General features: G+C 71.0%; 24 protein-coding genes and 1 pseudogene. 19 read left to right on the top strand and 6 right to left on the bottom strand.

What is annotated here, in order from left to right; genetic code table 11:
- The first annotated feature begins 53 nt into the window (after window positions 1-53).
- From ACFP3V_RS23965 to ACFP3V_RS23890, 16 genes are all read left to right on the top strand, one after another.
- Window positions 54-1,388 carry an MraY family glycosyltransferase gene (locus ACFP3V_RS23965; RefSeq protein ID WP_380587111.1) on the top strand — a complete coding sequence of 445 codons (1,335 nt, stop codon included), beginning with the start codon at window positions 54-56 and terminating at the stop codon, window positions 1,386-1,388.
- 167 nt (window positions 1,389-1,555) lie between these two features.
- Window positions 1,556-1,975: a hypothetical protein gene (locus ACFP3V_RS23960; RefSeq protein ID WP_380587108.1), complete on the top strand. Its 420-nt coding sequence runs from the start codon at window positions 1,556-1,558 to the stop codon at window positions 1,973-1,975.
- 170 nt (window positions 1,976-2,145) lie between these two features.
- A complete protein-coding gene (atpB, locus tag ACFP3V_RS23955) occupies window positions 2,146-2,955 on the top strand; it encodes a F0F1 ATP synthase subunit A (RefSeq protein ID WP_380587105.1) in 810 nt (269 codons plus the stop codon).
- An 89-nt stretch (window positions 2,956-3,044) separates the two neighbouring features.
- A complete protein-coding gene (gene atpE, locus ACFP3V_RS23950; RefSeq protein ID WP_380587103.1) occupies window positions 3,045-3,299 on the top strand; it encodes an ATP synthase F0 subunit C in 255 nt (84 codons plus the stop codon).
- Between the two features lie 38 nt (window positions 3,300-3,337).
- On the top strand, window positions 3,338-3,892 hold the full coding sequence (locus tag ACFP3V_RS23945; protein ID WP_380587101.1) for a F0F1 ATP synthase subunit B: 555 nt from the start codon (window positions 3,338-3,340) through the stop codon (window positions 3,890-3,892).
- Window positions 3,889-4,704: a F0F1 ATP synthase subunit delta gene (locus tag ACFP3V_RS23940; RefSeq protein ID WP_380587099.1), complete on the top strand. Its 816-nt coding sequence runs from the start codon at window positions 3,889-3,891 to the stop codon at window positions 4,702-4,704. Before ACFP3V_RS23945 ends, ACFP3V_RS23940 begins: the two co-directional genes overlap by 4 nt.
- Before the next feature lie 137 nt (window positions 4,705-4,841).
- Window positions 4,842-6,416, top strand: coding sequence for a F0F1 ATP synthase subunit alpha (gene atpA, locus ACFP3V_RS23935; protein WP_380587096.1), 1,575 nt, complete (start codon window positions 4,842-4,844; stop codon window positions 6,414-6,416).
- 27 nt (window positions 6,417-6,443) lie between these two features.
- Window positions 6,444-7,355, top strand: a complete 912-nt coding sequence (locus ACFP3V_RS23930) for a F0F1 ATP synthase subunit gamma (RefSeq protein WP_380587093.1) — start codon at window positions 6,444-6,446, stop codon at window positions 7,353-7,355.
- 3 nt (window positions 7,356-7,358) lie between these two features.
- A complete protein-coding gene (gene atpD, locus ACFP3V_RS23925) occupies window positions 7,359-8,804 on the top strand; it encodes a F0F1 ATP synthase subunit beta (RefSeq protein WP_380587091.1) in 1,446 nt (481 codons plus the stop codon).
- Window positions 8,805-8,931: 127 nt separating this feature from the next.
- Window positions 8,932-9,303: a F0F1 ATP synthase subunit epsilon gene (locus tag ACFP3V_RS23920; RefSeq protein WP_380587088.1), complete on the top strand. Its 372-nt coding sequence runs from the start codon at window positions 8,932-8,934 to the stop codon at window positions 9,301-9,303.
- A 103-nt stretch (window positions 9,304-9,406) separates the two neighbouring features.
- Window positions 9,407-9,868, top strand: a complete 462-nt coding sequence (locus ACFP3V_RS23915; protein WP_380587085.1) for a DUF2550 domain-containing protein — start codon at window positions 9,407-9,409, stop codon at window positions 9,866-9,868.
- A 121-nt stretch (window positions 9,869-9,989) separates the two neighbouring features.
- Window positions 9,990-10,562: a cob(I)yrinic acid a,c-diamide adenosyltransferase gene (locus tag ACFP3V_RS23910; protein WP_380587082.1), complete on the top strand. Its 573-nt coding sequence runs from the start codon at window positions 9,990-9,992 to the stop codon at window positions 10,560-10,562.
- Window positions 10,563-10,778: 216 nt separating this feature from the next.
- On the top strand, window positions 10,779-11,252 hold the full coding sequence (locus tag ACFP3V_RS23905; protein WP_380587079.1) for a hypothetical protein: 474 nt from the start codon (window positions 10,779-10,781) through the stop codon (window positions 11,250-11,252).
- Window positions 11,249-12,538, top strand: a complete 1,290-nt coding sequence (murA, locus tag ACFP3V_RS23900; protein WP_380587077.1) for a UDP-N-acetylglucosamine 1-carboxyvinyltransferase — start codon at window positions 11,249-11,251, stop codon at window positions 12,536-12,538. Before ACFP3V_RS23905 ends, murA begins: the two co-directional genes overlap by 4 nt.
- Window positions 12,539-13,028: 490 nt before the next feature.
- A complete protein-coding gene (locus tag ACFP3V_RS23895; protein ID WP_380587074.1) occupies window positions 13,029-13,364 on the top strand; it encodes an STAS domain-containing protein in 336 nt (111 codons plus the stop codon).
- 108 nt (window positions 13,365-13,472) lie between these two features.
- Entirely contained in the window at window positions 13,473-15,605 is a 2,133-nt protein-coding gene (locus ACFP3V_RS23890) for an ATP-binding protein (protein ID WP_380587071.1), read from the top strand.
- A 171-nt stretch (window positions 15,606-15,776) separates the two neighbouring features.
- Here ACFP3V_RS23890 and nucS read toward each other — a convergent pair whose 3' ends face one another.
- A complete protein-coding gene (gene nucS, locus ACFP3V_RS23885; protein ID WP_380587069.1) occupies window positions 15,777-16,436 on the bottom strand; it encodes an endonuclease NucS in 660 nt (219 codons plus the stop codon).
- Between the two features lie 354 nt (window positions 16,437-16,790).
- Between nucS and ACFP3V_RS23880 the strand changes: the two genes are divergently transcribed.
- On the top strand, window positions 16,791-17,183 hold the full coding sequence (locus tag ACFP3V_RS23880) for an SCO5389 family protein (RefSeq protein ID WP_380587067.1): 393 nt from the start codon (window positions 16,791-16,793) through the stop codon (window positions 17,181-17,183).
- Between the two features lie 149 nt (window positions 17,184-17,332).
- Here ACFP3V_RS23880 and ACFP3V_RS23875 read toward each other — a convergent pair whose 3' ends face one another.
- Window positions 17,333-18,550, bottom strand: coding sequence for an LLM class flavin-dependent oxidoreductase (locus ACFP3V_RS23875; RefSeq protein WP_380587064.1), 1,218 nt, complete (start codon window positions 18,548-18,550; stop codon window positions 17,333-17,335).
- A gap of 218 nt (window positions 18,551-18,768) precedes the next feature.
- On the opposite strand from ACFP3V_RS23875, the gene ACFP3V_RS23870 reads away from it, so the two are divergent.
- A complete protein-coding gene (locus ACFP3V_RS23870; protein WP_380587062.1) occupies window positions 18,769-19,095 on the top strand; it encodes an ATP/GTP-binding protein in 327 nt (108 codons plus the stop codon).
- 24 nt (window positions 19,096-19,119) lie between these two features.
- Here ACFP3V_RS23870 and ACFP3V_RS23865 read toward each other — a convergent pair whose 3' ends face one another.
- Together ACFP3V_RS23865 and ACFP3V_RS23860 are read right to left on the bottom strand one after the other, a co-directional pair.
- A complete protein-coding gene (locus ACFP3V_RS23865) occupies window positions 19,120-19,887 on the bottom strand; it encodes an ABC transporter permease (RefSeq protein WP_380587059.1) in 768 nt (255 codons plus the stop codon).
- 2 nt (window positions 19,888-19,889) lie between these two features.
- Window positions 19,890-20,807 carry an ABC transporter ATP-binding protein gene (locus ACFP3V_RS23860; RefSeq protein ID WP_380587057.1) on the bottom strand — a complete coding sequence of 306 codons (918 nt, stop codon included), beginning with the start codon at window positions 20,805-20,807 and terminating at the stop codon, window positions 19,890-19,892.
- Between the two features lie 62 nt (window positions 20,808-20,869).
- On the opposite strand from ACFP3V_RS23860, the gene ACFP3V_RS23855 reads away from it, so the two are divergent.
- A complete protein-coding gene (locus ACFP3V_RS23855) occupies window positions 20,870-21,610 on the top strand; it encodes an alpha/beta fold hydrolase (protein ID WP_380587054.1) in 741 nt (246 codons plus the stop codon).
- A gap of 128 nt (window positions 21,611-21,738) precedes the next feature.
- Here the strand turns inward: ACFP3V_RS23855 and ACFP3V_RS23850 are convergent, their stop codons facing one another.
- Together ACFP3V_RS23850 and ACFP3V_RS23845 are read right to left on the bottom strand one after the other, a co-directional pair.
- On the bottom strand, window positions 21,739-22,674 hold the full coding sequence (locus ACFP3V_RS23850; protein ID WP_380587051.1) for a coiled-coil domain-containing protein: 936 nt from the start codon (window positions 22,672-22,674) through the stop codon (window positions 21,739-21,741).
- A gap of 114 nt (window positions 22,675-22,788) precedes the next feature.
- Window positions 22,789-24,649, bottom strand: a pseudogene (locus tag ACFP3V_RS23845) (hypothetical protein); the annotation flags it as partial.

The following is a 24,649-nucleotide window of genomic DNA, read 5'->3' as shown; positions in this document are numbered from 1 at the left end:
CTATGCTCTGCCGGAGTCACGGAGGTGTCGCATGCGGAAACAGGAGGACTCTGATGCGTGAGCTCCTGCTGACGCTCTGCGTGACTGCGGCGGTCACCTACCTGCTGACGGGGCCGGTGCGGAAGTTCGCGATCATCGCCGGCGCCATGCCCCCGATCCGCGACCGCGACGTCCACCGCGAGCCCACCCCGCGTCTCGGCGGGATCGCCATGTTCGGCGGCCTGTGCGCGGGCCTGATCACCGCGGACCATCTCAACCGGCTGAGTCAGACCGTCTTCTCCAACGGCGGCTTCGACGTCAAGGCGCTGGTGGCCGGGGCGTCGATCATGTGGATCATCGGCGTGCTGGACGACAAGTGGGGCGTGGACGCCCTGGTCAAGCTGGGCGGCCAGATGGTCGCCGCCGGTGTCATGGTCTACAAGGGCATGACCGTGCTCTGGCTGCCCGTCCCGGGCATCGGCACGGTCGTGATGCCGCAGATGTGGGGCACGGTCGTCACCGTGCTGCTGGTCGTCATAAGCGTCAACGCCGTCAACTTCATCGACGGACTGGACGGCCTGGCCGCCGGCATGGTCTGCATCGCCGGTTGCGCGTTCTTCGTCTACGCCTATCGGCTCTGGTACGGCTACTCGGTGCCGGACGCGGCCCCCGCCGCGCTGTTCGCGGTGGTGCTGGTGGGCATGTGCCTGGGGTTCCTGCCGCACAACTTCCATCCCGCACGGATCTTCATGGGCGACTCGGGCTCCATGACGATCGGGCTGATCCTCTCCGTCTGCATGATCTCGATCACCGGCCGGGTCGACCCCGACGTGATCACCAGCCTGAACAACCAGTCGCAGACCCTGGCCACCCGCGCGATGGTCCCCGTCTACATCCCGATACTCCTGCCGCTGACGGTCCTGGCCATCCCGCTCGCGGACCTGCTGCTGGCCGTCGTCCGGCGCACCTGGGCCGGCAAGTCCCCGTTCGCGGCGGACAAGCAGCACCTGCACCACCGGCTGCTCCACCTCGGCCACTCGCACAGCCGGGCCGTACTGATCATGTACTTCTGGGCGGCCCTGCTGGCCTTCGGTACCGTCGCCTTCGCCGTCCAGAACACCGCCGCGATCGCGGTGCGCGTCGCCATGGGCCTGTGCGTGCTCGGCATCGCCCTGCTGCTCATGCCCCGATTCCAGCCGCACTTCCCGGAGTTGACGCAGCGATTCCTGCCGCCGCGCTACCGGCGGACGGCAAAGGTAAGGGAAGTTCTTACCGATGAAACGGTAAAGAAGATCGAGGAAGCGGCAAACTCCCTGTCCAGCGCGGATGAAGACCTGCTCCGCAAGATCGGCAGCGGGGCCACCCCGTCGGGTCGTCATTCGGGCGTATCCGGACACAACGACAGGTAAAGCCTGCTTGTGTCAAGGAGCACACGCTGATGGTAAAGACTCCACCAAATAGCTTGTGATACCGTTCACGACATCAGGAGATGTGCCGAAAGACCCTAGGGGAGACCGGTCCCGAGGCCCACATCTCTTCTCCTCATCACTTGCAATGCCCCCTCACTGTGCCGGAGTTGACGACAATGCTGTCCAACGACGCCCGGATCCTCCGCGGAGCCGCCCTCTGGGCCGCGCCTGTCGGGGTCCTCGCGCTGGTGCTCAGCGGCGTTCTCGCCGGCGGCAAGGGACTGGTCGGCGCCCTGGTGGCACTGGCCGTGGTGTTCGTGATCTTCGGTCTGGGCTTCTGGGCGCTGATGCGCCTGACCCGGGACCGGCCGCAGACCGTGCTGATGGCGGGCCTCCTGGTCTACGCGGTGCAGATGCTGCTCGGCGGCGTCTTCATCATCGCCTTCCGGCACACCAGCCTGTTCAACGGCCGCGCCTTCGGCTTCTCGCTCCTGGCCACGCTGCTGGCCTGGGTCGGCGGCCAGGTCTACTACACGCTTCGCAGCAAGACCCTCTACGTGGATCCCGGTCCGCGCGATGAGTCGTAAGCCCCGGGTAAAGGCAGTGCCAAGCCATCTGCTATCGTCCGGAATCCGGTGCGCTGTGCGCGATTCGCGCGGCCCCGCCTCCTCCCAATCCCAGTGCCGCCGCGCGGCGGTGACCGCCGCGCCGACACCCAAGGTCGCAGTTCAGATGCTTCACGACGAAGGAGTCTCGGGTGAGTAACCCCGCCATCACACTGGCTGAGAGTTGCCACATCACCGATAAGGGCTGTGGTTTCCCGGCTCCGGGTCTGAACTCCTTCAACTTCAAGCCGATCTTCTCGATCGGCAGCTTCGACTTCACCAAGCCGATGCTGCTGGCGATCATCTGCATGCTGCTGGTGGTCGGCTTCTTCTGGGCCGCGTTCGCCAAGCCCAAGCTGGTCCCCGGCAAGCTGCAGCTGGTCGGCGAGATCGGCTACAACTTCATCTCCCGCGGCATCGCGCGTGAGGTGATCGGCAAGAAGGGCGACAAGTACGTTCCGTTCCTCACGAGCCTGTTCTTCTTCGTGTGGATCATGAACATCATGTCGATCATCCCCTTCGCCCAGTTCCCGGTCGCGTCGCGGTTCGCGTACCCGGTCGCCCTGGCGCTGCTGGTGTGGATCACGTACATGTACCTCACCTTCAAGACGCATGGCTTCGTGGGCGGTTGGAAGCACCTGACCTACATGCAGGGCCTGCCGAAGTTCCTGGTGCCGCTGATCGTCGTCCTGGAGTTCCTGCAGAACGTCATCACCCGGCCGTTCACCCTGGCCGTCCGACTGTGGGCCAACATGTTCGCCGGCCACATGCTGATCGTGATGTTCAGCGTGGGTGCCTGGTACCTGCTGTCGCCCTCGGCGCTGACCATCGCCTCCGGTGGATCCTTCGTCCTGGCGATCGGCATGACCGCCTTCGAGGTGCTGATCCAGTTCCTGCAGGCGTACATCTTCACGCTCCTCGCCTCGCTCTACATCAGCGGAGCGCTCGAAGAGGGTCACTGACCCACCGGCGTCACCGACCCACCGCCCACCACCAAGACTTCCGCTGGGAAGCCCCCCATCGGATCGATCACAAGAAGGAAGACAGAAGAATGTCGACCCTCCACTCGGCGATTGACCTCGCTGCCTCCACCGGCGTCAAGGGCAACCTGGGCGCTGTCGCCTACGGTCTGGCCGCCATCGGCCCGGGTGTCGGTATCGGTCTGGTCTTCGGCCACTCCATCGAGGCCATGGCCCGCCAGCCCGAGGCCATGCCGATCATCCGCCAGAACATGTTCCTGGGCTTCGCCCTCTGTGAGGTGCTCGCGCTCCTCGGCCTGGTCGTCCCCTTCATCTTCAGCGCCTGAGACGGCCCCAGTAGCCACGCTCGACGAAAGGTTCAATCATGCTGACGCAGTTGTTGGCTGAGGAGGCGCCGCAGAACCCGCTGCTGCCCGCCACGCCGGAACTCATCATCGGCCTGATCGCCTTCTTCATCGTCTTCGGCGTCCTCGGGAAGAAGCTCCTGCCCAACATCCAGAAGACTCTGGAAGAGCGGCGCGATGCGATCGAGGGTGGCCTGGAGCGGGCGGCCGAGGCTCAGGCCGAGGCCAACCGGACGCTGGAGGAGTACAAGGCCCAGCTCGCGGAGGCCCGTCACGAGGCGTCTCGGATCACCGAGCACGCGCGTGAGCAGGGTGCCGCGATCATCGCGGAGATGCGCGAGGAGGGCCAGCGTCAGCGCGAGGCCATCATCGCCGCCGGTCACGCGCAGATCGAGGCCGACCGCCGCCAGGTGACCACGGCCCTGCGCCAGGACGTCGGCCGCATCGCCACCGACCTGGCCGGCCGCGTCGTGGGCGAGTCCCTCGAGGACCACGCCCGGCAGAGCCGGATCATCGACCGGTTCCTCGACGAGCTCGAGGCGAAGGCCAACGAGTCGGCGGGTGCTGCCAAGTGAGCAGCGCGACCCGTCAGTCGAACGCCGCGGCCCGCGAGCGTCTGGAGGCGCTGACCGACAACGCGTCGGTCGACCTCTCCGCGTTCGCCGGTGACCTGCTGGCCGTGACCGCACTGCTGGACCGCGAGAGCGGTCTGCGCCGGCTCCTCACCGACCCGGCCCAGCCGGGGGAGCAGAAGGCGGAGCTGGTCAACCGGCTGCTGGGCGGGAAGATCGGCGCGGACGCGCTCGACCTGGTGTCCGGCATGGTCCGCACCCGCTGGTCCGCCTCGCGCGAACTGGCGGACGCCACCGAGCAGTTGGCCGCCCTCGCGCAGATCATCAAGGCCGACCGGGCCGGTGAGCTGGACGAGGTCGAGGACGAGCTGTTCCGCTTCGGCCGCGTGGTCGCCGGCAGCATCGAGCTCCGCTCGGCGCTGACCGACCAGGCCGCGTCCGCCGAGGCGAAGACCGCGCTGGTCCAGCGCCTGCTCGACGGCAAGGCGAAGGCGCCGACCATCGCGCTGATCACCTCCCTGGTGACCCAGCCGCGTGGCCGTAGCCTGGAAGGTGGCCTCGAGGAGTTCTCCCGGCTGGCCGCGAGCCGGCGCAACCGGGTGGTCGCCCTGGTGACCACGGCGGTGCCGCTCTCGGACGCCCAGAAGGAGCGCCTCAGCAGCAACCTGGCCAAGCTGGTGGGCCGTCAGGTCCACCTGAACATCGACGTGGACCCCTCGGTCCTCGGCGGTGTCCGGGTCCAGGTGGGCGACGAGGTCATCGAGGGAACCATCGCCGGTCGTCTCGACACGGCCCGACAGGGCCTTGCGGGCTGACGCCCGAGCAGCATCCGACCCTCGGTCGGTAACAGAAGAGGACGGTCAATCCCCTCACGGGAACTGACCGAGAGTCGAATACTTGCGGCCCTCCACGGGCGGGCCGAGGATCGCAACTAGGAGAGCAGGGAACCCCCATGGCGGAGCTCACGATCCGGCCGGAGGAGATCCGGGACGCGCTGGACTCCTTCGTCCAGTCGTACCAGCCGGACGCCGCCTCGCGTGAAGAGGTCGGCACTGTCACGTACACCGCGGACGGCATTGCCAAGGTCGAGGGCCTCCCCTCGGTCATGGCCAACGAGCTGCTGAAGTTCGAGGACGGCACGCTCGGCCTCGCGCTGAACCTCGACACCCGCGAGATCGGTGTCGTCGTGCTCGGTGAGTTCGGCGGCATCGAGGAGGGCCAGACGGTCCGCCGCACCGGCGAGGTGCTGTCGGTCCCGGTCGGCGAGGGCTACCTCGGCCGCGTCGTGGACCCGCTCGGCAACCCGATCGACGGCCTGGGCGAGATCGAGACCAGCGGCCGCCGCGCCCTGGAGCTGCAGGCTCCCGGCGTCATGGTCCGCAAGTCGGTGCACGAGCCGCTGCAGACCGGCATCAAGGCCATCGACGCGATGACCCCGATCGGTCGCGGCCAGCGTCAGCTGATCATCGGCGACCGCCAGACCGGCAAGACCGCGGTGGCGATCGACGCGATCATCAACCAGCGCGACAACTGGCGTTCCGGCGACCCGAAGAAGCAGGTCCGCTGCATCTACGTCGCCGTCGGCCAGAAGGGCTCCACCATCGCCTCCGTGCGCGGTGCGCTGGAGGAGGCCGGTGCGCTCGAGTACACGACCATCGTGGCCGCCCCCGCGTCCGACCCGGCCGGCTTCAAGTACCTTGCCCCGTACACCGGTTCGGCCATCGGCCAGGAGTGGATGTACGACGGCAAGCACGTCCTGATCATCTTCGACGACCTGTCGAAGCAGGCCGAGGCCTACCGCGCCGTCTCCCTGCTGCTGCGTCGTCCGCCGGGCCGCGAGGCCTACCCGGGTGACGTCTTCTACCTGCACTCCCGCCTGCTGGAGCGCTGCGCCAAGCTCTCCGACGAGCTGGGCGCGGGCTCGATGACCGGTCTGCCGATCATCGAGACCAAGGCCAACGACGTCTCGGCGTACATCCCGACCAACGTCATCTCCATCACCGACGGCCAGTGCTTCCTGGAGTCCGACCTGTTCAACGCCGGCATCCGCCCGGCCGTGAACGTCGGTATCTCGGTCTCCCGCGTCGGTGGCTCCGCCCAGATCAAGGCCATGAAGTCGGTGGCCGGCCGCCTGCGTCTGGACCTGGCCCAGTACCGCGAGCTGGAGGCCTTCGCGGCCTTCTCCTCCGACCTGGACTCGGCCTCCAAGGCCCAGCTGGAGCGCGGTGCCCGCCTGGTCGAGCTGCTGAAGCAGGGTCAGTACCAGCCGTTCCCGGTCGAGGAGCAGGTCGTCTCCATCTGGGCCGGCACCACCGGCCAGCTGGACGACGTCCCGGTCACGGACATCCGCAAGTTCGAGCGCGAGTTCCTGGACTACCTGCGCCGCGAGCACAAGGGCATCCTCACCACCATCGTCGAGACCCAGAAGCTCGAGGACGGCACGATCGACTCCCTCAAGAGCGCGATCGCCTCCTTCAAGAGCGAGTTCACCACCTCCTCCGGTGAGCTGCTGGGCGAGAACGCCTGACTGAGCCGGAAAGGACGGTAACGACCCATGGGAGCACAGCTTCGGGTCTACAAGCGCCGGATCCGCTCTGTCACCGCGACGAAGAAGATCACCAAGGCGATGGAGATGATCTCCGCGTCGCGCATCATGAAGGCGCAGCGCGCGGTGGCCGCCTCCTCCCCGTACGCGACGGAGCTCACCCGAGCGGTGACCGCTGTCGCGACGCGGTCCAACGCCAAGCACCCGCTGACGCAGGAGCCGGAACACGCCACGCGTGCCGCCGTGCTGCTGATCACGGCGGACCGCGGCCTGGCCGGCGGTTACTCCTCCAACGCCATCAAGGCGGCGGAGCGGCTGACCGCCAAGCTGGAGTCCGAGGGCAAGACGGTCGACACGTACATCGTCGGCCGTAAGGGCGTGGCCTACTACGGCTTCCGCAACCGGGAGTTCAAGGGTTCGTGGGTCGGTTTCACCGACCGTCCCACCTACCAGGACGCCAAGGACGCGGCGGCGGCGCTGATCGACGCCTTCGTGACGGAGACGGCGGACGGTGGTGTGGACGAGCTCCACATCGTGTACACCGAGTTCGTCTCGATGCTCACCCAGAACCCGGTGGAGGCGCGCCTGCTTCCGCTGAGCCTGGAGGAGACCGAGGCCAACGCCAAGGAGCAGGGACCCTTCCCGCTCTACGACTTCGAGCCCTCCGCGGAGGCCGTGCTGGACGCACTGCTTCCCCGGTACGTGGAGTCCCGCATCTACAACGCGCTGCTGCAGTCGGCCGCCTCCGAGCACGCCGCCCGCCGCCGCGCGATGAAGAGCGCGACCGACAACGCCGGAGAGCTCATCAAGTCGCTTTCGCGGCTTGCCAACTCGGCCCGTCAGGCCGAGATCACCCAGGAAATCAGCGAGATCGTCGGTGGCGCTAGCGCTCTGGCCGACGCGAACGCGGGGAGTGACTGACACATGACTGCCACTGTAGAGACGGCCACGGCGACGGGCCGCGTCGCGCGGGTCATCGGCCCGGTCGTCGACGTGGAGTTCCCCGTCGACGCCATGCCGGACCTGTTCAACGCGCTGCACGTCGAGGTCGACGCGCCGGACGGCACCGGCAAGAAGACGCTGACCCTCGAGGTCGCGCAGCACCTGGGCGAGGGCGTCGTCAAGACGATCTCGATGCAGCCCACCGACGGTCTGACCCGCGGTGCCGCGGTCACCGACACCGGTGCCGCGATCTCGGTGCCGGTCGGCGACATCACCAAGGGCAAGGTCTTCAACGCCCTCGGCGAGGTCCTCAACGTCGACCGGGCCGAGTTCAACGCCCAGGTCACCGAGCGCTGGCCGATCCACCGCAAGGCGCCCAACTTCGACCAGCTCGAGTCCAAGACCGAGATGTTCGAGACCGGCATCAAGGTCATCGACCTGCTCACCCCGTACGTGCAGGGTGGCAAGATCGGTCTGTTCGGTGGTGCCGGTGTCGGCAAGACCGTGCTGATCCAGGAGATGATCTACCGCGTCGCCGAGAACTTCGGTGGTGTGTCGGTGTTCGCCGGCGTCGGCGAGCGCACCCGTGAGGGCAACGACCTCATCCACGAGATGATCGACTCCGGCGTTCTGGACAAGACCGCGCTGGTCTTCGGCCAGATGGACGAGCCCCCGGGCACCCGTCTCCGCGTCGCCCTGTCGGCGCTGACCATGGCGGAGTACTTCCGCGATGTGCAGCAGCAGGACGTGCTCCTCTTCATCGACAACATCTTCCGGTTCACCCAGGCCGGTTCCGAGGTGTCGACCCTGCTCGGCCGCATGCCCTCCGCGGTGGGCTACCAGCCGAACCTGGCCGACGAGATGGGCCTCCTGCAGGAGCGCATCACCTCGACCCGCGGTCACTCGATCACCTCGATGCAGGCGATCTACGTCCCCGCCGACGACCTGACCGACCCGGCCCCGGCCACCACCTTCGCCCACCTCGACGCGACGACGGTTCTCTCCCGTCCGATCTCGGAGAAGGGCATCTACCCGGCCGTGGACCCGCTGGACTCCACGTCCCGGATCCTGGACCCGCGCTACATCTCCGCGAACCACTACGACACGGCCGTCCGTGTCAAGGGGATCCTGCAGAAGTACAAGGACCTCCAGGACATCATCGCCATCCTCGGTATGGACGAGCTCTCGGAAGAGGACAAGATCACGGTGCAGCGGGCCCGCCGCATCGAGCGCTTCCTCTCCCAGAACACCTACGTGGCCAAGCAGTTCACCGGTGTCGAGGGTTCGACCGTCCCGCTGTCCGAGACGATCGACGCGTTCAACGCGATCGCGGACGGCAAGTACGACCACGTGCCCGAGCAGGCGTTCTTCATGTGCGGTGGCATCGACGACCTCGAGCGCAACGCCCACGAGCTGCTCAACAAGTAGTAGTTCGACTGGAAAGGGGCGGTCCCCGCGGGGCCGTTGGGACCGCCCCTTCTCCACCCGTTATTCTTTTCCGAACCTCCACCGTTTCCGTGTTGCGGTGGGGGCGAACTGACCGAGGAGCCCCACAGTGGCTGAGCTGCACGTCGAGCTGGTCGCGGCCGACCGCAAGGTCTGGTCGGGCGAGGCCGCGATCGTCCTTGCCCGTACCGGTGGCGGTGACATCGGCATCCAGCCGGGGCACACCCCGATCCTGGGCACCATGGAGACCCAGCCGGTGACGATCCGTCAGGCGGACGGCACCACGGTGGTCGCCGCGGTGCACGGCGGCTTCCTGTCCTTCGCGGACAACAAGCTGTCGATCCTCGCCGAGGTCGCGGAGCTGGCCGACGAGATCGACGTCGAGCGTGCCGAGCGCGCCCTGGCGTCGGCCAAGGCCGAGTCCGAGGCAGCGGCGGCCCGCCGCGCGGAGGTCCGGCTGATCGCCGCGACCGGCCGCTGAGGCGGACCGAGAACCACGCAGTCCCGGGGTGAAACGTCACCCCGGGACTGCTGCATAGCCAGACGCGCGGCTCAGGGACGGGCCGTCGAGGAGGGAGCCGGGCATGGTACTCGCGGTGGTCGTCGTCATCGCGGTGCTGGCGGTCGGCCTGGCCGGCCTCGGCGCCTTCGCCGTCCGGCGGCGCTTGATCCAGCGCCCGGGCGGCACCTTCGACTGCTCCGCCCGGCTCCACCCGGGGGAGCCCGGCCAGGCCCGCGCGACCCGGGCCAAGGGCAAGGGCTGGATCTTCGGGATCGCCCGCTACAACCACGACGCGGTGGAGTGGTTCCGCGTCTTCTCCTACTCGCCGCGTCCGCGCCGGGTGCTGGAACGCTCCCTGATCGAGGTCGTCGAGCGACGCAGCCCCGAGGGTCAGGAGGAGCTGGCGCTCCTCTCCGGCGCGGTGGTGCTGGTCTGCCTGCACGACGGCAAGCCCCTCGAACTCGCCATGAGCGAGGACGCCCTGACGGGCTTTCTGGCCTGGCTGGAGGCCGCGCCGCCCGGCCAGCGGGTCAACGTGGCCTGAGCCCCCGACGTTGCCTGAGCCCCGACGTTGCCTGAGCCCACGACCTGGCCTGAGCCCGACGTGGCCTGAGCCTCACTGCCTGCCGCTCGACCGGGGGCGGGGGCTCTTCTAGGCTGCGGCCATGGTCAACCTCACCCGCATCTACACCCGCACCGGCGACGACGGCACCACCGCGCTGGGCGACATGAGCCGTACCCGGAAGACGGACCCGCGGCTGGCCGCGTACGCGGACGCCAACGAGGCGAACGCGGCGATCGGCGTCGCCATCGCCTGCGGGGGCCTTGAGCCGGACGTGGTGGAGGTGCTGACGCGGGTTCAGAACGACCTCTTCGACGTGGGCGCGGACCTGGCCACGCCGGTCGTGGAGGACCCGAAGTACCCGCCGCTGCGGGTGCTGGAGTCCTACGTGGACCGGTTGGAGGCGGACTGCGACCGGTTCAACGAGACCCTGGAGAAGCTCCGGTCCTTCATCCTGCCCGGGGGGACGCCGGGGGCGGCGTACCTCCACGTCGCCTGCACGGTCGTGCGCCGCGCGGAGCGGAGCACGTGGGCGGCGATCGAGGAGTACGGCGAGAGCGTCAACCCGCTGACGGCGAAGTACCTGAACCGGCTCTCGGACCTGCTGTTCATCCTGGCCCGCACGGCGAACAAGTCCGTCGGCGACGTCCTCTGGGTCCCCGGCGAGAACCGCTAGGGGGTCGCAGGCCCGTCAGGGGCGCGAGGGTCCCCCACCCTCCCCCAGCCTTCGGCCGGGGGCCCTCGGCGGGAGGTGCCCCCACCGCGAGCAACACACCACGCACAGAGGTCCGGCCTGCCGTCAGGGACGAACCTCCGTGGATGGTGTGTTGCTCGCGCAGTGTCCTCGCGCCCCTGGGGGGTTGCCCGGCCGTTCTGTGCTGATATGGGATCCGTGCGTGGATGGGCGGCGGATGCCGCGATCGCCGGAGCCGGTCTGGTGCTCGGCGCGGTGCAGTTGGGGCTCGGCTGGTACCCCGGCTGGCTCGCGTGGCCGATCGCCCTTCCCGCCCTGCTCGTCAGCGCCGCGCTGGTCTTCTCCCGACACGCCCGGCCCGGGGCGTCCGTCCTGCTCGGCGCCGCCGCCCTCGTCGAGAACGCCTTCCTGGGGCGGCTGTTGGCGGTCGCGCTGCTGTTCGCCGTGCTCCTGTACGAAGTGGGGCGCTTCGCCCGGCCGCGGGTCGCCTGGCGCGTCGGGCTGGTGGCGAGCTTCGCCGTCCTCGGCTGCGCCGTCGCCGCGCTGGTCATGACGAGCCTGGACTGGGCGGTCGCCGTCACCGGCATCGCCGCAGGCGTGCTCCTGGTGCCCCTGTGGCTGGGCGGATGGGGGAGAGCGCGCTCCGGTGCCACGTACGATGCTCAACCATGAGCGAACGGTTCCGGGTGGGCGGCGGTGCACGGCTTGCCGGTCAGGTGCGTGTGCCGGGTGCGAAGAACAGCGCGCTGAAACTCATGGCGGCGGTGCTGCTCGCCGAGGGGCGCTTCGAGATCGGCAACCTGCCCCGCATCCTCGACGTCGAGATCATGGCGGAACTGCTGCGGCGGATGGGCTGCACGGTCGACCTCCGGTGGTCCGCGCTCCCGGACGAGCACATTGGCACCGCGGTCGTCGACGTCCCCGCCGAGCCCGGGCACGAGGCCGACTACGACCTGGTCCGCCGCTTCCGCGCCTCCATCGCCGTGCTGGGCCCGCTGCTGGCCCGCTGCGGCACCGTCCGGGTGGCCCGGCCCGGCGGTGACGCCATCGGCTCGCGCGGTCTGGACATGCACATCGACGGGCTCACCCGGCTCGGCGCCGAGATCACCACCGAGCACGGCTTCCTCGTCGCCACCGCCCCGCGGGGGCTGACGGGTGCTCAGATCGAACTCGACTTCCCGTCCGTGGGCGCGACCGAGAACATCCTGATGGCCGCCGTCCTCGCCGAGGGCAGCAGCGTCATCGACAACGCGGCGCGCGAGCCGGAGATCGTCGACCTGTGCCAGATGCTGGAGTCCATGGGCGCGAAGATCGGCGGGGCCGGCTCGTCGACCATCGAGGTGCAGGGCGTCGACTCGCTCTCCCCGGTCGCCTACGAGACGCTGCCCGACCGCATCGTGGCCGGGACCTTCGGTGTCGCCGCGGCGATGACGCAGGGCGACGTCCTGGTCCGCCACGCCCGCGCGGAGCATCTGCGGATCGCGCTGGACAAGCTGTCCGCCGCGGGCGCCCTGGTAACCGTGGAGCCGGACGGCTTCCGGGTGGTGATGGACCGTCGGCCGCGGGCGGTGGACGTGGTCACCCTGCCGTACCCGGGCTTCGCGACCGACCTGCAGCCCCAGTTCGCCGCGATGAACGCGATGGCGGAGGGGACGGCGATGATCACGGAGAACATCTTCGAGGCCCGCTTCGTCTTCCTGCAGGAGCTGGCCCGCCTGGGGGCGGACGTGCGGACGGACGGCCACCACGCCGTGGTGCGCGGGAAGGAACGTCTCTCCGGCGCTCCCGTCCAGGCCTCGGACGTGCGTGCGGGCGCCGGCCTGGTGCTGGCGGGCCTGGTCGCCGACGGCTACACGACGGTCGACGAGATCCATCACATCGACCGCGGCTACGCCGGTTTCGAGCAGCAGCTGACCGCCCTCGGCGCGGACATCCGCCGGGAGACCGACGCCAGGTGACGGGGGCGGCCGCTCGCTGAAGGATCGTCTGTTCCCGGCGGCCGACGACGACTTGGGTGTGGCCGAGGTCACTGCCGGGGCGGCGGTGTGGTTCCTCCTCACACGTCCCCGGTACGCGACGTGAGCGCTATCACCGTGGCGCGGGGCAGCCTTTTGGGCCCGCTGGACGATAGATTCGGCGCGGGCGCAGCAACGCGGCGATCCCGCGTGCGACGAGAAGAGGACACCACCGTGGACATCTGCACCTTTGCCGCTGTCGGGGCCGGTCTCCCGGGCCCCGGTGTGAGGGACACGGGTCGGGACGGGGACGCGTAGCAGACGCTCCGTCAGATGTTCGGTGTGGGACCGTAGTTGCTCACCCGGACGGGTGAATTCGGCTGTCGATTCGGCCGTGGCCAGCAACTTGAGCACAGGCTGCCGCGTCAGATGAGGAAAGCATTCTTTTCGTCTGCCGCCTGGCGGGCCTCATGTCCGACTTGGGGAGAACAGCATGCGGATCAGGGGTGATCACGCCCACCTCGCCATCGACGGCTGCCTCGATGTGCGCTCGGCGGCGGACGCCCGTTCCGTGCTGCACCGCGCGGTGGACGCGGGCGAGGGGGACCTGGTGCTCGACCTGGGCGGGCTCACCTCCTGGGACGCCACGGGGCTCGGCGTCATCATGGGCACCCACCGCCGGGCCGGCCGCAGCGGGCGCCGGCTGGTGCTGCGAGGCGTCCCGATCCAGCTGCAGCGGCTGCTGGTGGCCACCCGGCTGCACCGCATCCTCGCCATCGAGAGCTACGCGCCCAGTGCCCAGCCGACGCCCGCGGTGGCCGTCGAATAACGGTCCTGTGAAAGATTGCGGTCCTTTCTACCCGTGAGTCACTCCCGTAACGGAGAATGACCCAGCACTGCGCCCTGCGCGCCCACGGCCGGGCCCTGGAAGAGGACCATGAACAACCTCCCCGCGATACGCGGCAACCACGCCCCCGTGCCTGCCGTGCCCGAGCCCACGGCCGAGAGCACGGACCGGGGACGCACCGGCGAGGTCGTGGCCGGCCGCCTGCTCCTCGCGGTCAACGCCCCGCACGGCACCACCGCCCAGCCGATCCCGGCCGAGCGGGAACCGCAGCCGCGGCCGCTCGAACGGCCCGACGACGGACGCCGCAGCAGCGGCGCGACGCTGCTCGAGCGCGAGGAAGTGTGCGCCCGCGCGCGGGAGTTGCTGCAGCAGGGCCGCTCCGTGCGGCTGGTCGGCCCGCACGGCAGCGGACGCAGCGCCGTCCTCGGGGTGGCCGCCGCGCCGGACGCGGTCCGGCTCAGCGGACACCGGCGCGGCCCGGGCGAGCTGCTCCAGGAGCTCTTCGCCGCCACCCACCGGACCGACAGCCCCTACCGGCCCGACCCGGCCCGCCTGCGCGAGCTGCTGCGGCCGCTGCGGCTCCAGGTGGTCGTCGACGACCTGGAGTTCGGCGGCGACCAGCTCGACGAGCTGCTGGCGGCCGCCCCCGGCTGCGCCTTCCTGCTCGCGGTGACCCCGGACCTGCCCGCCCCCTCGGCCGAGGTGGTCGAGCTGCGGCTGGAGGGTCTGAGCCGGGCCGGCAGCCTGGCCCTGGTCTCCCGGCTCGCCGGCCGCTCGCTGGACGAGTCCGAGCGGGCCTGGGCGGTGGACCTGTGGTTCGAGTCGGAGGGCCTGCCGCTGCGCTTCGTCCAGGCCGCCGCACTGCTGCGGCACCGTGAACTCGCCATCGACGCCTTGGCCAACGGCCTCGCCGAGCCGGACGAGGACCCGGTGCCGCTGCCTTCGGTGGCCGAGAGCGCGGCCCCGGCGGAACGCATCGCCCGCGGCCTGACCGAGCCGGCCCGCACGGTGCTCGGCGCGGCGGTCGCCCTGGGCGGCGAGTGCCCGGCCCCGCCGCACCTGCCCGCGCTGATCGACGTGGGCCATGCGGAGGCGGCACTGGAGGAGCTGGTCGAGGCTGGACTGGCGGTTCCGGCCGGCGCCCACCACCGGCTCGTCGGCCCGCCCGTCGCCCCGGCGGTCGGCATCCCCGGGGCGGCCGAGCACTTCGCCTGGTGGACCGGCCACGGGTCGGTGACCGAGCGTCAGATCGCCGACGAGGCCGAGGTGCTGCTGGCGGTGCTGCGCACCGACCAGGAGGCGGGCCGCCACACGGACGTGGTCAGGCTGGCCAAGGCAGCGGCGCCCTCCTTCGCGCTCGCCCTGCACTGGGGCGCCTGGGAGCGGGCCCTGCGGTTCGGTCTGGAGTCCGCCCGGGAGGCCCAACTGGTGGCCGAGGAGGCGGCGTTCCACCACGAGCTGGGCGTCCTGCTGCTCGCCTGCGGCAACGGCGACCGGGCCCGGGCGGAGCTGGAGGCGTCCATCGCCCTGCGCGCGGCCCTCGGGGACGCCCGGGGCACGGCCAACGGCCGGGCGGTCCTGGCCTTGGCGGCGGCCTCGCAGGCAGCCCCGGTGCCGGCCGCGCTGCCGGCCGCGTCCCGGTCCCCGCTGCGCCTGCTGGCCCGCCGCCCGACGGAGAAGGCGACGCGGCGTCAGATCACCACGGCGGTGGCGGGCGTGGCCCTGATGGGCGCGCTGGGCGGGGCGGTGGCCTTCGGTGTCTCCGCTTTCGGGAGCCCCGCGCACGACGGTGACGTCAACCCGTCGAGCACGCCGTCGTCGGTCTCCGACGACACCGGCACCCCGCCGGCGGACGCGAGCGCGTCCGTCTCGGCGACGGCCACGGCGAGCGCGTCCGCGTCCGCGTCCGGTTCGGCCTCCGCGTCGCCGTCGGCATCGGGCCCGGCGACGGCGTCCTCGGCCGGTGCCGCCGGCGGTGCGGGCACGGGCTCCTCGACCTCCGCCCCGGCGTCCACACCCACGGCGGGCTTCCCGTCAGCCACGCAGCCGGTGACATCCCGCCCGGTGACACCGCCCCCCACGAAGTCGAAGCCGCCGACGAGTTCACCCACCAAGAGTTCGTCGAGCCCCGCTCCCAGTGCGCCGGCCACCAGCTCGTCGCCGCCGCCCAGTCCCGATCCTTCGCAGACCAGCGGATCCGTGACTGCCTCCAGCTCACAGTAAGTTGCAGCCCCTTCAGGGGCGCGAGGAACTGCGCGAGTACACACCACTCTGGGAGGTTCGTCCCGTAGCTGGGACCGGACCTCCCCGAGTGGGGCGTTGTTCGCGCCCACGCGGCGGAGCCGCACGGGTCCACAGCCTCGCGCCCCTGGCGGGGCCTGCAACCGGACGGTGTCAGAACAGCTTGAGCTTGTCGTCCTCGATGCCGCGCAGGCCGTCGTAGTCCAGGACGACGCAGTCGATCCCGCGGTCCGTGGCCAGGACCCGCGCCTGGGGCTTGATCTGCTGGGCCGCGAACACGCCCCGCACCGGGGCCAACAGCGGGTCGCGGTTGAGGAGTTCGAGGTACCGCGTCAGCTGCTCGACGCCGTCGATCTCCCCGCGCCGCTTGATCTCGATGGCCACCGTGCGCCCCTCCCCGTCCCGGCACAGGATGTCCACGGGGCCGATGGCCGTCATGTACTCGCGGCGGATCAGGCTCCAGCCCTCGCCCAGCACCTCCATGCGGTCCGCGAGCAGCTCCTGCAGATGGGCCTCGACGCCGTCCTTGATGAGTCCCGGGTCGATGCCCAGCTCGTGCTCGGCGTCGAGGAGGACCTCCTCCAGGGTGATGATCAGCTTCTCGCCGGCCTTGTTCTCCACCGTCCACCTGCCGTCCTCCTCCTTCAGCGCGCACGGCGGCGACATCCAGTTGAGCGGCTTGTACGCGCGGTCGTCCGAGTGGACCGCGACGCTGCCGTCCGACTTGACGATCAGCAGCCGCTTGGCGGAGGGGAGATGGGCCGTGAGCCGCCCGGCGTAGTCGACCGTGCAGCGGGCAATGACGAGACGCATGGGCTCCACCCTAGATGCTCCGGCCCGGCGCCACGGACGCGACGAGACGGACGGTCGCTGCCATGCTCCGGCCAGGGCCATCCGGTGCGGATTGCCGGGAGCGGGCAACGCCCCGGCGCGCCGGGGCGTTGACCCCGTACGCGGTGGGCGCGAGGTCTGGTGCCGCTGTGTGTACGGGCTTACGGTGAGTAACGACACATTCGGTTAGGGGATTGCTACATTCCGCTCCCGGAAAGCAACTTCCCTGGGACGCTTGTGGGTAGGCCCGAACACCAGCACGCGGGCCTTCCCTGTCCTGCCGTCCCGCACCACCCCACGGGCCGTCCGGTCCGCGGGCCCGCGAGAGGAGAAGTCATGTCGCTCGACGTCTCACCGGCCCTGTTGGAGAAGGCCGAACGAGGCGAGGTCGACGAGAGGGAATTCGTCGACTGCGTCCGCACCTCCCTCCCATACGCCTGGGACCTGATCAGTTCCCTGGTGGCGCAGCAGCAGGTGGACGGCACCGATTTTGCCGACAACCAGGTGCCGCCGCCCTCCGAGCACGAGCGCGGACAGCTGCTGCGGGCCCTGGCCAGCGATGCGATCCGGGGTTCGCTGGAGCGGCATTTCGGCGTCCGCCTCGCGTTCCAGAACTGCCACCGGGTCGCCGTCTTCGCTCCCGGGCCGAACACCGAGGAGCGGATCGCCCGGTTCACCTCCGTCCGTGCCCAGCTCCTCAACCAGTCCCCTGAGCTCCGCGACTGCTGAGCCGGCCGTCGCGCACGTCCGGCGAACACGGCCGGTAAGCACCGAAACTGACGCAAAGTCACCTTCCGCACGCCTCCGCCCTGCTGGTGAGCCGCACCCACCGGCAGGGTGGCGTCGTCTGCGGGCCCGGCGGGCCGGTGGAGCCGCGGTCACGAGAGCTGGGGCAGCACCTCGCCGCCGAGCCGGCGGACGTTCTCCAGGGTCGCCTCCCGATCGCCCGAGCCCTCCACCAGCAGGGCGAAGCGCCGGATCCCGGTGCGCTCGGCCGTCGCGGCGAGCCGGTCCGCGCAGGTGCGCGCCGTGCCCACCGGATGCAGGTCGCAGAGGAGTTCGGTGTACGCCTGCGGGTCGCGCATCCGGCGCTCGCGCCCGTCCACGGTGCGGTGGGCGGCGAGGCCGTACTGGAAGAAGCCCGGCATCGTGCGCAGCAGCCGGCGTCGGGCGGCGGTGGCGGAGCCGTCCTCGACCTGGGCGACGCCGGCCGAGACGTGCTGCGCCTCGACGCGCTCCACCTGGTCGGGGGTGCGGCCTGCTTCCAGAGCGGCGGCCCGGTAGGCGGCGACCATGCCGGCCTTCTCCTCGTCGTCCGCGTGCATGCCGAGCAGCATGGGCAGCCCGCGCTGGGCGGCCAGCCGCACCGAGCCCAGGGAGGTGCAGGCCACGATCACCGGCGGACCGCCGCCGACCCGGCGTCCGTCGTGGCCCTCTGCCAGGGTGTCGGCGAACCGCTGCGGCGTCGGCGTCTCGGTGGCCCGGGGGACCACCGGGACCTCGGGGAAGCGGTAGCGGGCGCCCTCGGCGCCGACGCGGGAGGAGCGCAGCCAGCGCAGCAGCAGGTCCAGCGACTCGGGGAAGCCGTGCTCGAAGGCCTCCAGCCCCGCGTCGAAGACGTCCAGGTCGATCCAGGGACCACCGCGGCCGACGCCCAGGGTGAACCGTCCGCCGGAGGTCAGGTGCAGCAGCGCGGCCTGCTCGCCGAGCGCGACCGGGTGCTGCGTGGGCAGCACGCTGACGGCCGTACCGACCCGGATCTGCCGGGTGCGCCCGAGCAGCAGGGCGGCGAGGGTGGTCGCCGACGGGCAGGTGCCGTAGGGGACGAAGTGGTGCTCCGCCAGCCAGACGCTGTCCAGCCCGGCCAGCTCGGCGGCGACGGTGGTGGACACGGTGCGGTCGAGCGCCTCGGCGTGGCCCTGGCCCGGGAACTGGGCGGAGAGAAGGAACGCTCCGACGGCGAGCGCCTGCTGCTTCCGCTCCGACTGCTCCTCCGCGCGCTGGCGCGGCAGCAGCGTCTGCCGCGGCAACCGCGGCAGGCGGGGAAGCCCGGCCGGAGTGCGGAGAGGACCGGCGGGGGCCTGCGTGGCGGACATGGATCAACTCCTTGGTACCGCGGGAAACTTCTCCCCCGCGCCTCACACCGGAGTAACTCATGTCCTATGCCAATGGCACAGCAGAACAGCCAAGTTGTCCCTGAAACCGGGGGCATTTCGTGATGCGCCCTGGTGCGGATCGTGACCTTGTGGTAGAGGGCCGACCCCGGTGCCCTAGGCTGGACGGGAACCATCATCCCGCATCCCGAGGGGGAGTCATGTCGCCTCGCCGCAGTCGCCCCCGAGGGGGCGACGGCAAGAACCTCCGTGCGAATTCCGGCTCGGGGGGCGGCGGTTCGTACCTGCAGCGGTCCGAGAGCTTCCGCGGCGACGACTGGCAGGTACGGCGGGTCTCCGGGGACGCCGGCAAGAGCTACCGCTGCCCGGGGTGCGACCAGGAGATCCCGCCCGGCATGGGGCACGTGGTGGCCTGGCCGGAGTTCGGCCACGGCGTCGACGACCGCCGCCACTGGCACACGGCCTGCTGGAACGCCCGGGAGCGGCGGGCGGCCAATCTGCAGCGCGGTCGGGGCCCCAAGTACTGAGCTTCCCCTCGCCGCTGGGGCGGCTCAGGCGTCGCGGCGCTTCAGCAGCAGGTAGCCGCCGACCAGGCATGCCGCGGTCCACGCGAGGACGATGCCGAGCGCCGCGCCCCACCCGTACGGCGCCGCGGTGTGGTGATGGACCGTCACCAGCTGCCCGCCAGCCTGGTCCGGGAAGTACCGCGCGACCTTCTTGACCCCGGGCACCGCGTTCAGGATCGGGGAGATCAGGAAGAAGAAGGGCATCAGCAGCCCGAGCGAGAGCACCGGTTTGCGCAGCATGAAGCCGACGCCCAGCGAGAGCAGCGACATCAGCGTCATGTAGAGCGCCAGCCCGAAGACCGCCTTGAGCACCCCGTCCGCGCCGAGCGTGGTCCGGTGGTCGCCCAGCAGCGCCTGGCCCAGCAGGAACGCCGCGAAGGCGGTCGCCAGGGCGACCGGCAGCACGCAGCACAGCACCGTGGCCGTCTTGGACAGCAGCAGCGTCGCGCGCTGGGGGACCGCGGCCAGCGACACCCGGATCATCCCGGTGCTGTACTCGTTGCCGACGACCAGCACGCCGAAGACGAGCAGGGCCAGCTGCCCCAGGAAGATGCCCGAGAAGCTGGTGGAGGTCGGGTCGAAGTTGAGCCGCTCCTGCGCCGTCATGTCCTTCCACTGGGCAGCGGTGACCGCGGAGATCACCGCACCCAGGCCCACCGTCACCACGAAGGCGAGGACGAGCGTGACATAGGTCGAGCGGACCGTGCGGACCTTCGTCCACTCGGAGGTGAGCACCGCCGTCGCGCCGGCCATCGTCAGATCTCCGTTCCCGCGTGGTACTCGACCGCGTTCGCGGTCATCTGCATGAACGCCTCCTCCAGGGAGGCCCGTTGCGGACTGAGCTCGTGCAGCACCACGCCGCGGGCCGCCGCCAGTTCGCCGATCTTCGCCGCGTCGCCGTCCGGCACCTCCCAGACGCCCTCCTCGCGCTCGCTCGCCACGGCCGTGATCCCGGCGGCGGCGAGGGCGTCCAGCAGCGCCTCGGGCTGGGGGGAGCGCAGCCGGACGTAGCTGCGCGAGTTGCGGTCGATGAACTCGTTCATCGGCAGGTCGGCCAGCAGCCGGCCCTGGCCGATCACGATGAGGTGCTCCGCGGTCAGTGCCATCTCGCTCATCAGATGGGAGGAGACGAAGACGGTACGGCCGTCGCGGGCGAGCGACTGCATCAGCGTGCGGATCCACAGGATGCCCTCCGGGTCCAGTCCGTTGACCGGCTCGTCGAACATCAGGATCTCCGGGTCGCCAAGCAGCGCCGCCGCGATGCCGAGTCGCTGGCCCATGCCCAGCGAGAAGCCGCCGGAGCGGCGTCTGGCCACGTCCTGCAGACCGACCAGGCGGAGCACCTCGTCCACCCGTGCGCGCGGGATCCGGTTGCTCTGCGCCAGCCACAGCAGGTGGTTGTACGCGGTCCGGCCCGGGTGCACGGACTTCGCCTCCAGCAACGCGCCGATGGAGCGCAACGGTTCGCGCAGCTGCCGGTAGGGCCTGCCGTCGATGGTCACCGAGCCGGCGGTGGGCCGGTCCAGGTCCAGCATCATCCGCATGGTGGTGGACTTGCCCGCGCCGTTGGGACCGAGGAACCCCGTGACCATGCCCGGTCGCACCGTGAAGGTCAGGTGGTCCACGGCCAGCTTGTCGCCGTACCGCTTGGTGAGCCGGTTCACCTCGATCATGTTTTTCACACTAGGTCAGCGGGTCCGGCACGGCTCTCGCGGCGCGCCCTACGCTGGGCGGCATGACGGATTCGCATGTGCCCCTGCTGCTCCTGCACGCCTTCCCGCTGAACGCACGGATGTGGCAGGAGCAGGTCACCGGGCTGCCCGAACTGCGCACGCTGACGGTCGACCTGTACGGCAGGCTGGACGCGGAGCCCTCGGTGGACGTGATGGCGCGGCTGGCCGCCGAACGCCTGGACGCGGCCGGGGTCGAGCGCGCGGTGCTGGGCGGGCTGTCGATGGGCGGCTATGTCGCGATGGCCTTCGCCCGCGCCTTCCCGGAGCGGGTGGCGGGCCTGCTGCTGGCCGACACGAAGGCGGTGGCCGACACCGAGGCCCAGACCGCGAACCGCGAGCGGATCGCCCAGGCGGTGCTGGCTCGGCAGAGCGTCCGCCTGCTGGTGGACGAGCAGTTGCCCGCCCCGCTGCTGGGGGCGCGGACGCCGCTGGAGCGGCCGGAGCTGACGGCCCATGTGGCGGCGATGATGCTGGAGGCCACCCCGGAGGCGGTGGCCTGGGCCCAGCGGGCGATGGCGACGCGGCCGGACTCGTTCGAGACGCTGCGGGGGATGGACGTCCCCGCAGCGGTGGTGGTGGGCGCGGAGGACACGCTGACCCCCGTGTCCGACGCGGAGGCGATGGCGGAGGCGCTTCCCAAGGCGGAGTTGACGATCCTTCAGGGAGCGGGCCACCTTTCGTCCTTGGAGACCCCCGACTCCTTCAACGACACGGTGCGCGCCCTCTTCTCACGCGTAGCGTGAAGGGGCGCGGGCAACTGCGCGAGCAGCACACCACGGTGGGAGGTCCGTCCCGCAGAGGGGGTCGGACCTCCCGGGGGTGGGCTGCTCGCGCAGTTCCCCGCGCCTCCGAAGGCGCCCCTGACGGGGCGTCAGCGCGACTGCTGGGCGGGAACGCCGCGGCTGAGGGAGTCGTCCTCGGGGAGCGACGCCGCGGCGACGGCCGCGCCGGTCAGGGTGGCGAGCATCTCGCGGACGTTGGTCAGCTGGGCGTTGATGCTGTCCCGTCGGTTCGTCAGCGCCGCGAGCTCGCGCTCGCTCTCGCTGCGGACCCGGTCCGCCTTCGCGTTCGCGTCGGCGACGATGTCCTCGGCCTGGCGCTGGGCGGTCTCGACGGTCTGGCGGGCGCGGCGCTCGGCGTCCGTGCGCAGCTTCTCGGCCTCCAGGCGGAGCTGCTCGGCGCGGTGCTCGATCTCGGCGAGGCGCTTCTCGGCCTTGGCCTGACGGGCCGCCAGGTCGCGCTCGGCCTGCTCGCGGCGCTTGGCCAGGTTGGTCTCGAAGTCCGTCGCGGCCTGGGCGGCCTTGGCGCGGGTCTCCTCGAAGAGGGCGTCCGCCTCCTCGCGCTTGTTCTGCGCGTCCTTCGCGGCCTCGGCACGCAGCTGGGCGGAGTCGCTGTTCGCCTTCTCGACGATGCGCGCACCCTCCTCCTCGGCCTTCGCCTTGCGGTCCTTGGCGTAGGTCTCGGCCTCGGAGCGCACCTGCTGGGCCGCGGCCTCGGCGAGCTCGCGGTGCTGCTCGGCGGCGCGGCGCGCCTCCTCACGAAGGTCCTTCGCCTCCTCCTCGGCGAGGCGCAGGATCTTCTCGACCCGCGCGCCCAGGCCGGCGTAGGAGGGTTCTGCATCGGTCACGGCCGCCTGGGCGGTCTGCGTCTCGAGGTGCAGCTCCTCGATCCGCTTCTCCAGGGCGGAAATGCGGTTGAGCGCCGTGTCCCGGTCCGAGACCAGCTTGCTGATGCGCTCGTCGACCTGAGCACGCTCGTACCCGCGGCGCACGACGTCGAAGCCGTGCGGAGAGTGTGTGTCGCTCATGGGGGTGGAGTTCCTGTCGTAGGCCCGGTGAGTCGGTTGAGGTGATAGGGCGAATCCTGGCACGGATTCGGAGTGTCATCGACCGAAAGCCGATGGAGAGTGGAAAATGTCCGCTCAATCGGGTGGAGATGCGTCACTGCGTTTGCCACCCGAGCGGGTGGCGCCCGCGCCGACTCCCGCAGGAGAACTGCCGCGTCCGCCGCCCGACTTGCCCCCGTTGTCCCCGCTGCCGCGCTGGTTCGGCGCAACGCCCTTGCCGCCGTTGCCGGCTGACGGTGCCTCGAAGGACTCCAGCGCCTGCAGGACGTCCTGCACCCGAGCGATCTCGGTGTTGATGTCCTTGCGGCGGCTGATGAGTTCGTCGAGTTCCCGGCGTCCCTCGTCGACCATGCGCTGTGCTTCGGCGCGCGCCTCGTCCAGCAGTTGCTCGGCCTCGGCACGGGCCCGGTCGAGCTCCTCCTCGGCGGCGTTCACCGCGTCCTCGCGAGTGCGCTCCGCCGCGGTGACCGCGGCCTTGCGCAACTGCTCCGCCTCCGCGCGCGCCGCCTCCAACGCGGCCTCCCCCTCGGCCTTTCGGCCCTCCGCCTCCTTCAGCAGGCCCTCCGCCTTCTTGACGGCGGCGATGCGGACCTTGCTGGCCTCGGCGGACGCCTCGGTCTGCAGCTCGGCGGCCTTCTCCTTCGCCTGGGCGAGGGCGTCGGCCGCTTCCGCCTGCATGGACTCCACCTGTGCGGTGGCCTCCGAGACGAGCTTGTCCACCCGCTCGCCCGCGGACCTCATGGCCTCCGCGGACTCCTTGCGGGCACGCTCGTGCAGCTCCTCGATCTCCGCGTGGGTGCGCTCGCGCAGCTCCTCCGCGCGCTCGCGGATGGAGGCGGCGTCGCGGCGGGCCTCGACCAGCATCTGGTCGGCGTCCTGACGCGCCTTCTCCACGAGCGTCTGGCCCTCGGCCGCGCCCTCCGCGGTGAGCCGTTCGGCCTCGGCGCGGGCGGCGGAGACCATCGCGTCGGCCTGCTCCTCCGCCGCCGCGGTGGTGGCCAGCGCGGCCGCCTCGGCGTCGTTGGTGACCGACTCGGCCAGCTCCTGCGCCTCGGCCAGAGTCCGGGCGGCGTCCTCGGCGGCGCGGTCGCGCAGCTCCTCGGCCTCCTGGCGCAACCGGGTGGCCTCGGCCGTCGCCAACTCCCGGATCTGGGCGGCCTCGTGCTCGGCGTCGGCGCGCAGCTGCGCGGTGGCCTGCTCGGCCGCCTCGTACATGCCGGCCACGGACTGGCGGACCTCGGCCGCGTCGTCCTCGGCGGCGGCCACCCGGGCGGCGGCGTCCTGCTCGGCCTGCTCGCGGATGCGGGCGGCCTCGGCCTCGGCGTCCGCGCGCTCCTGGGCGATGGCGGCGCGCTCGTCGGCGAAGGCGGCGGCCGCCTCCGCGCTGAGCCGGGCCAACTCGGCGCTGGTCTCCTGTCGTTCGCGCTCGGCATCGGCACGGACCTGCTCGGCCTCGGAGCGCAGTCGGGCCGCCTCGGTGGTGGCCAGCTCGCGGACCTGGGCCGCCTCGCGCTCGACGGAGCGGCGCACCTCGGCGGCGTGCTCCTCGGCCTCGGTGCGGACCTGCTCGGCGTCGGCGGCGGCCTGCTCCCGTTCGGCGGCGATGGCGGCGTGCTCGGCGGCGATGGCCTCGTCGGCCTCCGCGCGCAGCCGGGCCAGTTCCGCCTCGGCCTCCTCGCGCTCGCGGCGGGACCGCTCGGCCAGCTCGGCGGCGGCGGACTCGGCCTGCGCCTGCGTCTGGTCCGCCTGCTCGCGGGCCTGTTCGCGGATCCGCTCGGCGTCGGCGTCGGCCTGGCGGCGCTGCTCCGCGATGGCGGCGTGCTCGGCGGCGATGGCCTCGTCGGCCTCCGCGCGCAGCCGGGCCAGTTCCGCCTCGGCCTCCTCGCGCTCGCGGCGGGACCGCTCGGCCAGCTCGGCGGCGGCGGACTCGGCCTGC

The organism is Streptacidiphilus monticola (genome assembly GCF_042658505.1).
GTDB lineage: Bacteria > Actinomycetota > Actinomycetes > Streptomycetales > Streptomycetaceae > Streptacidiphilus > Streptacidiphilus monticola.
The sequence above is the reverse complement of the archived record's forward strand: the minus strand, read 5'-3'. Positions and strand labels throughout refer to the sequence as shown.

Coding starts and splice junctions, on each gene's coding strand:
- nucS (WP_380587069.1), bottom strand. CDS start 16,436: ATGCGTCTCGTCATTGCCCGCTGCACGGTCGACTACGCCGGGCGGCTC.
- ACFP3V_RS23895 (WP_380587074.1), top strand. CDS start 13,029: ATGCGGATCAGGGGTGATCACGCCCACCTCGCCATCGACGGCTGCCTC.
- ACFP3V_RS23865 (WP_380587059.1), bottom strand. CDS start 19,887: ATGGCCGGCGCGACGGCGGTGCTCACCTCCGAGTGGACGAAGGTCCGC.
- atpE (WP_380587103.1), top strand. CDS start 3,045: ATGTCGACCCTCCACTCGGCGATTGACCTCGCTGCCTCCACCGGCGTC.
- ACFP3V_RS23860 (WP_380587057.1), bottom strand. CDS start 20,807: ATGATCGAGGTGAACCGGCTCACCAAGCGGTACGGCGACAAGCTGGCC.
- ACFP3V_RS23855 (WP_380587054.1), top strand. CDS start 20,870: ATGACGGATTCGCATGTGCCCCTGCTGCTCCTGCACGCCTTCCCGCTG.
- ACFP3V_RS23945 (WP_380587101.1), top strand. CDS start 3,338: ATGCTGACGCAGTTGTTGGCTGAGGAGGCGCCGCAGAACCCGCTGCTG.
- ACFP3V_RS23880 (WP_380587067.1), top strand. CDS start 16,791: ATGTCGCTCGACGTCTCACCGGCCCTGTTGGAGAAGGCCGAACGAGGC.
- ACFP3V_RS23965 (WP_380587111.1), top strand. CDS start 54: ATGCGTGAGCTCCTGCTGACGCTCTGCGTGACTGCGGCGGTCACCTAC.
- ACFP3V_RS23870 (WP_380587062.1), top strand. CDS start 18,769: ATGTCGCCTCGCCGCAGTCGCCCCCGAGGGGGCGACGGCAAGAACCTC.
- ACFP3V_RS23915 (WP_380587085.1), top strand. CDS start 9,407: ATGGTACTCGCGGTGGTCGTCGTCATCGCGGTGCTGGCGGTCGGCCTG.
- ACFP3V_RS23910 (WP_380587082.1), top strand. CDS start 9,990: ATGGTCAACCTCACCCGCATCTACACCCGCACCGGCGACGACGGCACC.
- ACFP3V_RS23890 (WP_380587071.1), top strand. CDS start 13,473: ATGAACAACCTCCCCGCGATACGCGGCAACCACGCCCCCGTGCCTGCC.
- atpA (WP_380587096.1), top strand. CDS start 4,842: ATGGCGGAGCTCACGATCCGGCCGGAGGAGATCCGGGACGCGCTGGAC.
- murA (WP_380587077.1), top strand. CDS start 11,249: ATGAGCGAACGGTTCCGGGTGGGCGGCGGTGCACGGCTTGCCGGTCAG.
- ACFP3V_RS23850 (WP_380587051.1), bottom strand. CDS start 22,674: ATGAGCGACACACACTCTCCGCACGGCTTCGACGTCGTGCGCCGCGGG.
- ACFP3V_RS23875 (WP_380587064.1), bottom strand. CDS start 18,550: ATGTCCGCCACGCAGGCCCCCGCCGGTCCTCTCCGCACTCCGGCCGGG.
- ACFP3V_RS23930 (WP_380587093.1), top strand. CDS start 6,444: ATGGGAGCACAGCTTCGGGTCTACAAGCGCCGGATCCGCTCTGTCACC.
- atpD (WP_380587091.1), top strand. CDS start 7,359: ATGACTGCCACTGTAGAGACGGCCACGGCGACGGGCCGCGTCGCGCGG.